Below are 12,761 nucleotides of genomic sequence, written 5' to 3'. Positions count from 1 at the left end.
CGGTCGGCCGCGTGCCGCGGCCAAGGATGCCTCGAACCCCGGCTCGATTCGGGCCGAACCCCTTCATTCGGAGACGCCGCCATGGCGATGGCATCGCCCCGCGCAAGCGACGATGACGACAACGACGACATGCCGATGTCCGAGATCAACGTCACCCCCATGGTCGACGTGATGCTCGTCCTGCTGATCATCTTCATGGTCGCGGCGCCGCTGATGACCACCGGCGTGCCGGTGCAGCTGCCCAAGACTGCGGCCGCCAAGGTGGCGCAGTCGAAGAAGCCCCAGGAGGTCACGGTCGACAAGGACGGCAACCCGTCGATCGCCAAGGAGGTGTTCACCATGGACAGCCTCGTTCCGCGCCTGCGCGAGATGGCGGCCTCCGACAAGGACCAGGTGATCCTGGTGCGGGGCGACCGGGACGTCCCCTACGGCAAGATCATGCAGGTGATGGGCCTCGTCGGGCAGGCGGGCTTCACCAAGGTGTCGCTGATCGCGCAGTCGCCGGGCGGCCCAGCCCCGGCGGCACCGGCCGCCCCCGCAGAGACCGCGCGCTGACATCCATGAGCACGCTGACTTCGACGGATCTGTCGTCAGGGCCCGGCGAGGGGCGCCCGAACGGGCTGCTCGCCGCCTTCCTGGTCGCGTTCGCGCTGCACGCGCTCGTGCTCGTGGCGGTGATGTTCTATCGGCTGACGCCGCCGGCCCCGCCCGGCGAGCAGCAGATCTCGATCGATCTGGCGCCGGTGATGACTGAGTCCTCGACCGAGGCTCCGGCGGAACAGCAGATGAGCCAGGCGGCGCCTCCGGAGGCGAAGCCGGTGGAATTGCCGCCCGACGAGGCCGTGCAGCCGCCACCGCCCGAGATGACAGAGGTCAAGCCGGACGAGACCGAGGCCGTCACCGAGCCGCCGCAGGAGGCCGTTCCGGTGGAGGCGCAGAGCGAGGTCATCACCTCGACGGCCGAATCCGCCGAGCCGCTGGCGCCGCCGCCGACCGAGGTCGCCAAGACCGAGGAGCCGCCGAAGCCGACGCCGGATCCGGCCAAGATCAAGGCCGAGCGCGAGGCGAAGCTGCGCAAGATCCGCGAAGAGAAGCTGCGCGAGCAGAAGCGCGAGGAGCGTCTCGAGGAGATCCGCGAAGCAAAGCAGAAGGCAGCCCGCGAAGCGAAGGCGAAGCAAGCCAAGGCCCAGCAGGGGGCCGAGGCGCGCAACTCGGCGTCGGCATCGCGCCAGAACGCCGCCGGCCGGGCCGCCGCGGGCAGCGATCCGAGTGCGCTGCGTCAGTGGACCGGAGCGATCAGCGCGGCGATCCACGGCCGGATGAATCCGGGCGCCGCAGCCGGCACCGCCGGAGGTACCGCCATGGTCCGGTTCACCGTGATGCGGTCTGGCGCGGTGTCGGGGGCGGGCCTCGCCCGGTCCAGCGGCGTGGGTCAGATCGACAGCGCCGCGCTGGCGGCGGTGCGGGGCGGCTTGCCGCCGGCGCCCCCCGGCGTGACGCAACCGAGCCTTTCGGTGACGATCCCGCTCAACTATCGCGTGCGCTGAGAGCGAATAGACGACACGCGGCGAGGCAGAGGCGTCGGTTTCGATTGAACAGGCGCCTCACGATCCGGGACGAATACGTTCCACTGTCCAGCACGATCAACAGGCCGGATTCGCCATCCGGCGCGGGAGCGTGCTAAAGCCTTTGCGATCACGGCCTCGAACAGTCGTCTCAGGACGGCGCGGCGGGGCGGATCATCCGGCCTTGCCCCTTCACCCCTCGAACAGGCCGGACCCGCTCCAGAAGACCGTTCCCGCGCGCGACGCGCAGGACGCGGTTCCGCTGGACCGGGGCGAAAGGCACAGGATGAGCGACGAGACTGAGACCGACCTCGAAGAGGCCGAGGACATCCGCGACGCGGAGGCGGAAGCCAAGACCCGGGCCGACAACCGTGCCGAGCGGGCGGAGCGGGCCGAGCGCATGGCCCGCGAGGGCGCGCAGGCGATGGCCGAGCACCACGCGTCGATCAAGGCGATCGACGAGCGGACGCTGAAGCTGCGTTCCCTGCGTCTCGCCAAGGAAGCGGCCGAGGCCGAGGTCAAGGCCGCCGAGGTGCAAGCCAAGGTTGCCGAGAAGGAAGCCAAGGCCGCCGCCAAGATCGCGAGCAAGACTGCAAAAGGTGCCGCCAAGAAGGCCGCGCCGAAGAAAGCCGTCGCGAAGGACTGAGGGCCGATGGCCGACGATCGCAACCGCCGCCGCTTCACCGATCCGCGCGCGGCCGCCGAGGCGGCTTTCAAAGCCGCCACGACCGCCAAACCCGCCGCTGCCCCTCCACCACCCGCGCCGTCGGCTCCCCGCCCGACGGCGGTCCCGGGCACGCGCGAGATGGTCACCCTGCGCCTCGACAGCGCCGTGCTGGCCCATTTCCAGAAGGACGGCCCGGGCTGGCAGGACCGCGTCAACGAGGCGCTGAAGACCCTCGTTCCCGCTGACGACGCGTAGAGCGGATCGGGACTTCCCGGTTCGATGGCGGGTTCCTCGAAGGCGCCGGGGGTTCGCGGCCGCTTGCGCGCGCCGTCGATTCCATCCGAGCCGGCCGACCGCTTATGACGGGGTCCGTGGGCTGTGCTCGTCCCCCGAAGGTCTTGGCGTGCGGTGTTGCGCTGATACGCCGGGCCGGCCTCATGGTGCCCGCGTCCACGTGGCAGTTTACGGTGAACCGGCTTCAGATTGGGTAGCGAGCGGCCTCGCGCATCGTGCCGGTTGTCGGACCACCAGGACAGAGCGGGATCTTGGCCTGGTTCCGATCAGCGCCCTGCCGACCCGATCCCCGGATTCGGGGTCTTCCGGTTCGCCGCTCCGGGCAGAGGATGCGGCGCGCTCGGGACCTTCCTCTCCCTGACCAAAAACGGGACATTCCCGAAAGTCGGGGCCGAAGGTAATGGCAGAGGGCGAACACGCGATCCGGTTGGCAAGCAGTTGCCCACATATGCTTCTGCGGAAGGTGCGGGTCCCAGCCCTTTCAAGGTGTTTGCCGTGGTGGTCTGCATATGACCGTCCCGCTTGGCCTGCGACCCCTGTCCCATGTAGAGGCCGTTCTGAAGACAGCCCGTCATCCCGGGGCCGCGAAGCTGAACCCTGGATCAAGAACCATTGTTGGATCAATGACTTGCGCTGCCTGCGGATCTGGATCCCGGGCGCGCCTGCGGCGCCCCGGGATGACAGAGTGGGGGCTGAAGCGTCTGCGGAAATTTGCCATCCTGACGAGTGATTGGCGCATACCGTCGGACCTAGCCTGCGTCTCTGAGCCGGACCGTTACCCTCGCGGCTCGATCGCCGTCATCGTTTGCCCGAACGTTGGCGACAGCACGCGGCCGAGAATGCGGCCGAGTTGATCGGCCGAGTATGGCTTGTGGATCAGCTCGAAGCCGTGCAGCCCGTCCTGGGCCAGGACATGGCTGTAGCCGGTCGCGAGCAGCACCGGGAGTTTCGGCATCCGGCGCTGGAGCAGCCGCGCCAGCGCGATGCCGCCCATGCCGGGCATCACCACGTCGGAGAACACTGCGTCGTATCCGGCGCCGTCCGGGCCGAGCTTCTCGATCGCATCCTCGGCGTTCGCCGCCCAGGTCGCCCGGTAGCCGATATCCTCCAGGATCTGGGTGGCGAAGCGCCCGACCTCGACGTTGTCCTCGACGATCAGGACGTGCTGGCCGCCGCCCGACGGGAAACCCTCGCGGAGATACGGCACCGCAAGGTCCTCCGGTGCCACGATGTCGATCTCCGGCAGGTAAAGCGTGAAGGTCGTGCCACCTCCGACGACGCTGTGGACCTCGACGTCGCCGCCGGATTGCTTGGCGAAGCCGAACACTTGGCTGAGCCCCAGTCCGGTGCCCTTGCCCACTTCCTTGGTGGTGTAGAACGGCTCGAAGATACGGCTGAGCATGTCCGGTGCGATGCCGGTGCCGGTATCGGTGAGCGACACCGCCGCGAACGGACCCAGGGCGGCCGCGTGGCCGCGGATCGGCGGCAGGGCGCTCGCACAGGTCAGCCGAAGCGTGAGCGTACCTGCGCCGTCCATGGCGTCGCGGGCGTTAACCGCCATGTTGACCAGGGCGGTCTCGAACTGGCTGAGATCGGCTTTCACGTAGCAGGGTTCGGCCGGCAGTTCGGTGCGCACCTGGATGCGCGCACCCGTCAGGGTGTCGAGCATGTCGGCGACGCCGCGCAGGCGCTCGCCGACTTCGAACGCCTCGGGCTTGAGCGTCTGGCGCCGGGCGAAGGCCAATAGCTGGCTCGTCAGCTTCGTGGCGCGGTCGACCGTGTCGGACACGGCATCCATGTAGCGGTCGCGCCGGTCGGCCGGCAGGTCGGGACGGCGTAGGAAATCCACCGACGAGCGGATGATGGTCAGCAGGTTGTTGAAGTCGTGGGCGACGCCGCCGGTGAGCTGGCCGACCGCCTCCAGCTTCTGCGACTGGCGCAGCGCCTCCTCCGCCCGGCGCAGCGCGTCGGCCTGCTCGTGCTGTGCGGTGGTATGCCGGCCGGTGCCATAGATCTGCCCGTCCTCGAACGCCCCCGTCCAGGCGAAGCGGCGATAACTCCCGTCCGCGTGCCGCAGACGGGACTCGAACGGGACGCTCACGGGAGCCGTCACGATGCCGGCCAAGGCAGCGTGGGCCGCAGCGAGGTCGTCCGGGTGGATGAAGGCGAAGACCTTCTGCCCGACGAGATCGACTGCGCCCCAGCCGAGCAGGGTCGTCCAGGCGGCATTCACGGCCGCCACGACGCCATCGGCATCCGCCATCACGAGCAGATCCGGAGAGAGCCGCCACGCCCGGTCGAGGGCGCGGGCGCGTTCCGCCACCCGGACCTCCAGCGTCTGATTGAGGTCCTGCAGGGCGATCCGGGCCTGGTCCGCGTTGCGGCGGGCCTCCAGAAGGTCACGCTCGTAGCGGCGGCGGTCCGAGGCATCGAACACCGTGATCCGGATGAAGCGGATGGCGCCCGCGTCGTCCCGGCGGACGACCGCGTTGGCGATGACCGGCAACGCCGTGCCGTCGCTCCGCACGAGATCGAACGCCACCTCCTTGAACGATCCCTGCAGGCGCAGAACCGGGGCGAAATGGGTCTCGTAGTAGACCTTGCCCGCAATGGTCAGCAGGTCGAGGAACCTGCGTCCGACGAGATCCGCGGCCTGATAGCCCAGCCAATCGGCCAGCGTCCGGTTGACCCGTGAGAACCGCCCGTCCGGCAGGGCCGAGGCGTAGCCGCACGGGGCGTTCTCGAAGAGGTCTTCGAGGTCGTCGACGGCCGGCCCGGAAGCGCAGTGCGGCGCGTCGCCCTCAACCGCCAAGGACGAAGGCCTCGATCGCCGCGATGGTCTCCTCCGGGGCGCTCAGGTTCGGGCAATGTCCCGACGCCTCGAAATGGACCAGCGTGCTGTTCGGTAGCTTGTGATGGACGTACGCGCCGACCTGCTGCGGCGCGACGATGTCGTCCGAGCACTGGATGACGAGGCAGCGGGCGGTGACGCCATCCAGGTCGGCCCGGTTGTCCGACAGGAAGGTGGTCCGGGCGAAGCGCTTGGCGATCTCGGGATCCGTGCGGCAGAAGCTGTTGGTCAGTTCCTGCCCGAGTTCCGGCCGGTCGGGGTTGCCCATGATCGCCGGGGCCATCGCGTGCGACCATCCCATGTGGTTGCTGTCGAGGAAGTCGAGCAGTTCCTCCACCTGCGCCTGGCTGAAACCGCCGACGTAATCGCCGTCGTCGACGTAGCGCGGCGACGGGCAGACCAGGACGAGGCTGTCGAACAGGTCCGGCGCCCGCTTCCAGGCAAGGATGCCGATCATCGCGCTCACCGAATGGCCGACGAACACGCCGCCCTTCACGCCGAGCGCGCGCGACAGCGCCACGACGTCGTCGGCGTAGCCCGCCAGGGTTGCGTATTTCGCCGGGTCGTAGGCCGACAGGTCCGACCCGCCGGCGCCGACATGGTCGAACAGGACAGTCCGGAACCGGTCCTCGAACGCGGGCGCCACGAAGCGCCACATGTTCTGGTCGCAGCCGAACCCGTGGGCGAAGACCATGGCGGTCTCGCCGGATCCCGCGACCCGCACATTGTGACGTTGGAGGACCGACACGTCCGCTCCCTTCGATCGCGTTCCGGTCTAAGGCCGTTTCCGATCGCGAAGCAATCCGGAGGGTCACTGAGCCCGTCATGGAACGCTCGGTTCGACGCGGCGAGCATCGCTCACGGCGGCGAGCACCCCGCGCCCTCGGATAAGCCTGGGCGCTGTCCTGGGACTGGCGGCCGTCTCGGCTGTGCGCCGAGGCCTGCGCGTTGTCCCGAACCTCAGGAGCCGCTGTCCCGGTCGATCCTTCCGCTGCACTGGCTCCCCGGCCACGTGCCTGCGATCCGCGCATCACCGGCTCAGGATCCCGCGCGGCCGCCGCAGCCGACGACCGCGCGGGGTAGCGGAGTGCGTCAGCGGATTCCGCCGCTGGCGGTGATCACCTCGCCGGTCAACCAGCGGGCGTCGTCGGAGGCCAGGAACGTGACCACGCCGGCGATGTCGTCCGGACGTCCGGCGCGGCCGAGCGGCGTCTGGGCGATGAAGCCGGCCTCCATCTCGGAGCCGACGATGCCGGCCGTGTGCGTGCCCTCGGTCACCACGAAGCCCGGGCTGACCACGTTCACGCGTATCCGGCGGGGCGCCAGCTCGTTGGCCAGGACGCCTGAGATCGCGTTCAGCGCACCCTTGGTCCCGGCATAGGCCGCGGCGGCGGGTGTGTGCACGTGGGTGATGGCCGACGAGATGTTGATGATGCTCGCGCCCTCGCCGAGATGCGGCGCGGCGGCCTGGCTGGTCAACAGGACGCCCAGCACGTTGACGTCGAACAGCCGGCGGTAATGCGCCTCCGTGATCTCCTCCAGCGTCGCGAATTCGTAGACGCCGGAATTGTTGACCAGCACGTCGAGCCGGCCGAACTGTTCCACGGCCGCCGCGATCAGGCCCTGCGCCTGCCCAGCCTTGGACACGTCGCCCTGCACCGCGACGGCCTTGCCGCCCTCCGCGGTGATGGCCGCGGCCACGGCCTCGGCATCCGCCCGGCTGCTCGCATAATTGACCACGACCGCGGCGCCCTCCCGCGCCAGCGCCTTGGCGATCCCGGCTCCGATGCCCTTCGATGCGCCGGTGACCACGGCGACCTTGCCCTCGAGCTTCGACATGTGTGCTAACCTCGACCCGGGACCGGCGCCGGTATGGCCACCTCAGTCCCATAGTTCGGAAATTCGGAACTAACGAGGCGCGGATCAAGACCCCACATGCGAAAATCATGAGGCCGCTGTTTCACCCCGCCATCGAGGACATCCAACCGGAGGCGATCCTCCACGCCCTGTCCGATCCGAACCGGGCGGCGATCTTCGCGCGGATCATGCGGACGGGTTGCGTCGAGGCCTGCTCGGCCGTCTCCGCGCTGGGCGATCGGGTCATCCCGAAATCGTCGCTGTCCACGCACTTCAAGGTGCTGCGCGAGGCCGGCCTGATCCGGAGCGAGCGCCACGGGGTGGAGATGCGCAACCACTCGCGCTGCGCCGAGGTGGAGGCGCGGTTTCCGGGCCTGCTGGCGGCGATCATCAACGCCTACGCGTCGGACGCCTGCAAACACGCGCGCGGGCCCGACGCGTAACGTTCCGCATCAAAGACCGCCGACCCGGCCGCGCCGCCCGTCCGGGTCGGTCCGTAGACAAGATCCCCTCCCCCAGACGGCCAGCAACGGCCGAGGCTCGCCGCAGCCTCATTGCCGGCTCACGCACACGTTTGTTCGCCGCGCCGACGGCAACCCGAGCGCATGGCGCAACATATGTTTGTCTATCGCGCCGACTTAAGTGCGGCAATTGGCTGCAAAACTAACATCGTTTGGTTTCTGCTCTTCAAGATGGTCATTGGCGGCGCAAAAAGCGCATCCTGATCGCAAGAAATACTGAACCGATCCCGCCAAACGCGGTTGATCGGATAGCGCGGCGGGATACCCCGACGGTATCGAGCCCGCACCAGTTTGCGCGCCTAAAGCCGGCGCCCATCATCAGCGCGAGGAGCAAACCGCATGTACTACCTCGACAAGCGCCTCCAATACCCGGTCAAGGTCGATAGCCCGGACCCGATCTACGCACGGATGCTTCAGCAGGCGATCGGCGGGATCGAAGGCGAGATCCGAGTCTGTATGCAGTATTTCTTCCAGGCGTGGGGCAATCGCGCGCCGACCACGAAGTATCGCGACATGCTGCTCAACACCGCCACGGAGGAGCTGGGCCATATCGAGATGCTCGCCACCGCGGTGGCGATGAACCTCGAGACCGCCCCGACCAAGGTGCAGGAGGCGGGCGCCGCCGACGCGATCGTCGGCGCCGTGATGGGCGGCGAGAACCCGCGCCACGTCGCCGAGGGCATGCTGCACAAGACCCTGCTGTCCGCCGGCATGGCGGCTTTCCCGGGCAATTCCGACGGCCTGCCCTTCGACATGAGCCACGTCTACGCCAGCGGCAACATCGCCGCCGACATGTACTGCAACGTCGCCGCCGAGAGCACCGGCCGGGTGCTGGCCGTGCGGCTGTACAACGCGACCAACGATCCCGGCATGCGCGACATGTGGAGCTTCCTCATCGCCCGGGACACGATGCACCAGCAGCAATGGCTGGCGGTGATCGAGGAGCTGGGCGGCCATGCCGGCACCCTGCCGATCCCGAACTCCTTCCCGCAGGAGAAGGAGAACCAGAAGTTCAGCTACAACTACTTCTCGTCCTCGGCCGACGGCTCGCCGCCGCCCGAAGGCCGCTGGACCCAGGGCCCGTCCCTCGACGGCAAGGGCGAATACAGCATCGTCCAGAACCAGCCGATGGGTCAGGAGCCGGTGCTCGGCCCGGCACGGCCCGACAGCGCCGCCCAGTCCCAGCAGATCGGCTGATCGCTCAGCTCCCCAGGGCCGGGGCGCGGAGTCCGGCCCCGGGGCACAATCAGGGCCTGCGGACAGAAAAACTCCGGAGTTCCGGCCGGTCCGACGACGATCGGACGACGAACAGAAGCGGGAAGAACGCCCCCATGAAGGCACTGGTCTGGCACGGCACGCGTGACGTCCGCTGCGACACGGTCCCGGACCCCGAGATTGAGGACGGGCGCGATGCGATCATCAAGGTGACGAGCTGCGCGATCTGCGGCTCGGACCTGCACCTCTACGACCACTTCATGCCGGGCATGAAGTCGGGCGACATCCTGGGCCACGAAGCCATGGGTGAAGTCGTCGAGGTCGGCAAGGACAACAAGGCCCTGAAGGCCGGCGACAGGATCGTCGTGCCGTTCACCATCACCTGCGGCCAGTGCGACCAGTGCCGGCGGGGCAACTTTTCGGTGTGCGAGCGCTCCAACCGCAACAAGGCGCTCGGCGATACCGCGTTCGGGCACACCACCGCCGGCCTGTTCGGCTACACCCATCTCACCGGCGGCTACGCGGGCGGCCAGGCCGAGTACCTGCGCGTGCCGTATGCCGACGCGACGCACATCAAGGTGCCGGACGGCATCTCCGACGAAAAGCTCCTGTTCCTGTCCGACGTCTTCCCGACCGGGTGGCAGGGCGCGGTCCAGTGCGACATCCAGCCGACCGACACGGTGGCGATCTGGGGCTGCGGCGCCGTCGGCCAGATGGCAATCCGCTCGGCGATCCTGCTCGGCGCGAAACGCGTCATCGCGATCGACCGCGTTCCGGAGCGCCTGAGGATGGCCGAGGCCGGGGGTGCCGAGGTGATCGACTACAACACGGAATCCAACATCGTCGGCCGCCTGAACGACATGACCGACGGCAGGGGCCCGGAGAAGTGCATCGACGCCGTCGGGCTCGAAGCCCATGCCATGGGCGCGGTCGATGCGGTCTACGACCGGGCCAAGCAGGCGATGATGCTCGAGACCGACCGGGCCCACGTGCTGCGCCAGATGATCATGGTCTGCCGTCCGGCCGGCGTGCTCTCGGTCCCGGGCGTGTATGGCGGCCTGATCGACAAGTTTCCCATCGGCGCGCTGATTAACAAGGGCCTGACGGTCCGCACCGGGCAGACGCACGTCAACAGGTGGACACCGGACCTGCTGCGGCGGATCGAGGCCGGGCAGATCGATCCGTCCTTCGTCATCACCCACACCATCGGGCTGGAGGACGGCCCGGAGATGTATCGGGTGTTCCGCGACAAGCAGGACGGCTGCATCAAGGTGGTGATCCGGCCATGAGCGCCAGACAGCATTCGCAGGCGACCCGGGGTGCACCGGGGCGCGGTCCCGAGACCGGGCACGACGCGCTGGCGCGCGGGCTCGGCTGGTTCTCGATCGGCCTCGGCCTCCTGGAGCTGACGGCGCCGCGCGGCCTGTGCCGGGCACTCGGCCTGCGCGGCCGGGAATCGTTGGTGCAAGCCTACGGCGTCCGTGAGGTCGCCACCGGCGTCGCGATCCTCATGAGCCACGATCCGACGCCCTGGATCATCGGGCGCGTCGGCGGCGACGCGCTGGATCTCGCCACGCTGGCGACCGGCTTCGAAGGCGACAACCCGAAGCGCACGAACCTCGCCGCCGCGACCGCCGCCGTGGCGGGGGTGACGGTCCTCGACGTCCTATGTGCGCAAGGGCTGATCGGGCAGAAGCGCCTGTCACCCCCCGGGACCTTCGATTACGGCGACCGGAGCGGCTTCCCGCGTGGCGCCCGGAGCATGCGTGGCGCCGCCTCCGACTTCGAGCCGCCGGCGGATTTCCGCATCCCGGAGCCGCTGCGGCCGTGGTCGGGCGAGCGCGTCGGGCCGGGGAGCTGAAGCATCGTTCCGAAAGGGTGGCCGCCGGCTCGGATATGCGGCACCATGGATTAGGGCCGTTCCCGCAGGATCCGCATCACCGCCCGGTCGAGGGCCGAGAGGAACGTCGAGCGGTCGGCGCGGGAGTACGGCGCCGGACCGCCCGTGATCGTGCCGGCCTCACGCAGGGATTGCATCAGGTCGCGGGTGGCCAGCGCCATGCCGATCGAAGACTCGCTGAACGGCTTGCCGGTAAAGGCCAGGACCGTGGCGCCGGCCTTCACGCAGCGGGCGGCGAGCGGCACGTCGGCGGTGAGCACGATGCTGCCGCGCCCGGCCCGCTCCGCGATCCAGTCGTCGGCGGCGTCGAGGGCGGAACCGACGACGACGCGTACGATCCAGGGCTCGCGCGGCAGGTTGAGCACGCTGTTGGCGACGACGTAGACGGTGAGGCCGTAGCGCGCGGCCACCCGGTAGGTCTCGTCCTTCACCGGGCAGGCATCGGCATCGAGATAGATCGTCGGCCGGTTTTCCGGAGTGCTCATCGCTGGGGCACCAGCTTGGAGGTGAAGCCCGCCAGGATCAGGAGCGCCCCGAGGGCGAACTGCCAGCGCTCGATATCGCCGCCGATCGACAGCACCACCGCGCGGCCGATGACGATCAGCCCGAGCAGCGGAAAGCCGAAGCGCACGGCCATCTTGACGACAACCAAGACGGTCCGGGGTCTGGCCTGGGCTGCTGCCATCAGCGGATCGCCGCGACCTTGCGCGGGGCCGGCTCCTCGGTCACCGCGGTTCCGGCCTCGTCACCGCGCTCCAGCGTCGCCACCGACAGCGGTGCGCCGCGGCCGCGCAGGGCGTGGGCGCCGAGCGAGCGCGCCCGCACGCCCGCCGGCAGGCGCGGCAACCGGCCCAGGAGATCCTGCGAGATCAGGATGCCGACCCCGAGCGGCCGGCACAGGGCCTCGATCCGCGAGGTCACGTTCACGGCGTCGCCGAAATACGCGATCTTGTGGCGATCGACGCCGACTTCGGCGGTGACCACCGAGCCGCCATGCAGCGCGGCGCGCAGCTTCGGCACCGTGCCGAACCGGGCGGTCCACGCGGCCTCGTCGGCCTCGATCCGGTCGATGACGTCGAACACGCAGGTGACGCAGCGCGCGTCCTTCAGTCCGCGGCTCATCGGCCAGGTCACCATGGCGAGGTCGCCGATATAGTCGTCCACGGACCCGCCGTTGCGGCGCACCGGCTCGGCCAGCGTGGCGAAGACCGCGCTGAGATATTCCTGCGCGCGCAGATCGCCGTGCGCTTCCGCGAAGGCGGTCGATCCGACTACGTCGAGGAACAGGAAGATCCGCTCCTCGGCCACCGGCTTGTGATAGCGGCCGATCATGAAGTTCACGAAGATCTCGCCACCGACGAGGTCGCGCATGCGGATGACGAAGACCAGAAGGCCGGCCACCGCCAGCGCGTAGGCGAGGACGCGGGCGGTCATCCGGGTCGCCACCGCGAGTTCGTCGCCGGTCAGGCCGAAGCTCCACACGATCAGGCCGCCCAGCGCGTTGCCGGCCACGATCATCAGCACGGTAGGCCAGCTCGGCCGCGATGACGTAGAGCCAGGCCGGGAGCCGCCGGATCCGGGCCTGCAACCCGGCCAGGATCAGGCCGCGGTCGAAGGCCAGCACGGTGGCGCCCATGCACAGGCCGTAGGTGAAGCCGGCGAGCGGCGCGGCGGCATCGGCGAAGATGACGTTGTAGAGCAGCCCGGCGCCGGCGGCGGCCAGGAGGATCAGCGACCAGAACATCCGGTGAGCCGGCAGCATCAGCGCGTCCCCCCCAGGGTCGGCTCGGCGGCGCCACCGCACGGGGCGCTCCAGGCCCGCGCGGGCAACCGGGCAGGCCCTCTGGCGGCCTCGTTGAGCGCGGTGTGAGACACTGGCCTAAAGTTCAAC

The 12,761-nt window shown here is 69.1% G+C and carries 13 protein-coding genes and 1 pseudogene; 8 read left to right on the top strand and 6 right to left on the bottom strand.

Annotated elements, in window-relative coordinates; translation table 11 throughout:
- Nucleotides 1-81: 81 nt before the first annotated feature.
- From MFF40_RS00130 to MFF40_RS00115, 4 genes are all read left to right on the top strand, one after another.
- Nucleotides 82-555 carry an ExbD/TolR family protein gene (locus tag MFF40_RS00130; protein WP_147854540.1) on the top strand — a complete coding sequence of 158 codons (474 nt, stop codon included), beginning with the start codon at nt 82-84 and terminating at the stop codon, nt 553-555.
- A 5-nt stretch (nt 556-560) separates the two neighbouring features.
- Nucleotides 561-1,547 (top strand): energy transducer TonB family protein, encoded by a 987-nt coding sequence (locus MFF40_RS00125; RefSeq protein ID WP_147896901.1) that lies wholly within the window; start codon nt 561-563, stop codon nt 1,545-1,547.
- A 304-nt stretch (nt 1,548-1,851) separates the two neighbouring features.
- Nucleotides 1,852-2,211: a hypothetical protein gene (locus tag MFF40_RS00120; protein WP_147854719.1), complete on the top strand. Its 360-nt coding sequence runs from the start codon at nt 1,852-1,854 to the stop codon at nt 2,209-2,211.
- A 6-nt stretch (nt 2,212-2,217) separates the two neighbouring features.
- Nucleotides 2,218-2,487 (top strand): BrnA antitoxin family protein, encoded by a 270-nt coding sequence (locus MFF40_RS00115; protein WP_238259316.1) that lies wholly within the window; start codon nt 2,218-2,220, stop codon nt 2,485-2,487.
- Between the two features lie 814 nt (nt 2,488-3,301).
- Here the strand turns inward: MFF40_RS00115 and MFF40_RS00110 are convergent.
- The 3 genes from MFF40_RS00110 to MFF40_RS00100 all read right to left on the bottom strand — a co-directional run bounded on the left by MFF40_RS00110 (nt 3,302) and on the right by MFF40_RS00100 (nt 7,216).
- The gene (locus MFF40_RS00110) at nt 3,302-5,338 is read right to left on the bottom strand and encodes a PAS domain S-box protein (RefSeq protein ID WP_147898550.1); all 2,037 of its coding nucleotides are present in this window, start codon (nt 5,336-5,338) and stop codon (nt 3,302-3,304) included.
- Nucleotides 5,328-6,125: an alpha/beta fold hydrolase gene (locus MFF40_RS00105; RefSeq protein ID WP_147898551.1), complete on the bottom strand. Its 798-nt coding sequence runs from the start codon at nt 6,123-6,125 to the stop codon at nt 5,328-5,330. The genes MFF40_RS00110 and MFF40_RS00105 overlap by 11 nt, the downstream gene beginning before the upstream one ends.
- Nucleotides 6,126-6,469: 344 nt before the next feature.
- Nucleotides 6,470-7,216 carry a glucose 1-dehydrogenase gene (locus MFF40_RS00100; protein ID WP_147854715.1) on the bottom strand — a complete coding sequence of 249 codons (747 nt, stop codon included), beginning with the start codon at nt 7,214-7,216 and terminating at the stop codon, nt 6,470-6,472.
- 107 nt (nt 7,217-7,323) lie between these two features.
- On the opposite strand from MFF40_RS00100, the gene MFF40_RS00095 reads away from it, so the two are divergent.
- The 4 genes from MFF40_RS00095 to MFF40_RS00080 all read left to right on the top strand — a co-directional run bounded on the left by MFF40_RS00095 (nt 7,324) and on the right by MFF40_RS00080 (nt 10,831).
- Complete coding sequence (locus tag MFF40_RS00095) at nt 7,324-7,677, top strand: ArsR/SmtB family transcription factor (RefSeq protein ID WP_147854714.1); 354 nt, start codon at nt 7,324-7,326, stop codon at nt 7,675-7,677.
- 417 nt (nt 7,678-8,094) lie between these two features.
- A complete protein-coding gene (locus MFF40_RS00090) occupies nt 8,095-8,952 on the top strand; it encodes a manganese catalase family protein (protein ID WP_147898552.1) in 858 nt (285 codons plus the stop codon).
- A 134-nt stretch (nt 8,953-9,086) separates the two neighbouring features.
- Nucleotides 9,087-10,259 carry a zinc-dependent alcohol dehydrogenase gene (locus tag MFF40_RS00085; RefSeq protein WP_238259314.1) on the top strand — a complete coding sequence of 391 codons (1,173 nt, stop codon included), beginning with the start codon at nt 9,087-9,089 and terminating at the stop codon, nt 10,257-10,259.
- Complete coding sequence (locus tag MFF40_RS00080) at nt 10,256-10,831, top strand: cyclase dehydrase (RefSeq protein ID WP_238259312.1); 576 nt, start codon at nt 10,256-10,258, stop codon at nt 10,829-10,831. Before MFF40_RS00085 ends, MFF40_RS00080 begins: the two co-directional genes overlap by 4 nt.
- Nucleotides 10,832-10,881: 50 nt before the next feature.
- Here the strand turns inward: MFF40_RS00080 and MFF40_RS00075 are convergent, their stop codons facing one another.
- From MFF40_RS00075 to MFF40_RS00065, 3 genes and pseudogenes are all read right to left on the bottom strand, one after another.
- Nucleotides 10,882-11,355: a YaiI/YqxD family protein gene (locus MFF40_RS00075; RefSeq protein WP_147898555.1), complete on the bottom strand. Its 474-nt coding sequence runs from the start codon at nt 11,353-11,355 to the stop codon at nt 10,882-10,884.
- Entirely contained in the window at nt 11,352-11,555 is a 204-nt protein-coding gene (locus MFF40_RS00070) for a hypothetical protein (protein WP_147898556.1), read from the bottom strand. The genes MFF40_RS00075 and MFF40_RS00070 overlap by 4 nt, the downstream gene beginning before the upstream one ends.
- Nucleotides 11,555-12,632, bottom strand: a pseudogene (locus tag MFF40_RS00065) (adenylate/guanylate cyclase domain-containing protein). Before MFF40_RS00065 ends, MFF40_RS00070 begins: the two are co-directional and overlap by 1 nt.
- Nucleotides 12,633-12,761: the final 129 nt, after the last annotated feature.

Source organism: Methylobacterium mesophilicum (genome assembly GCF_022179445.1).
Classification (GTDB): Bacteria; Pseudomonadota; Alphaproteobacteria; order Rhizobiales; family Beijerinckiaceae; genus Methylobacterium; species Methylobacterium mesophilicum.
This window is presented reverse-complemented; position numbering and strand designations above follow the sequence as displayed.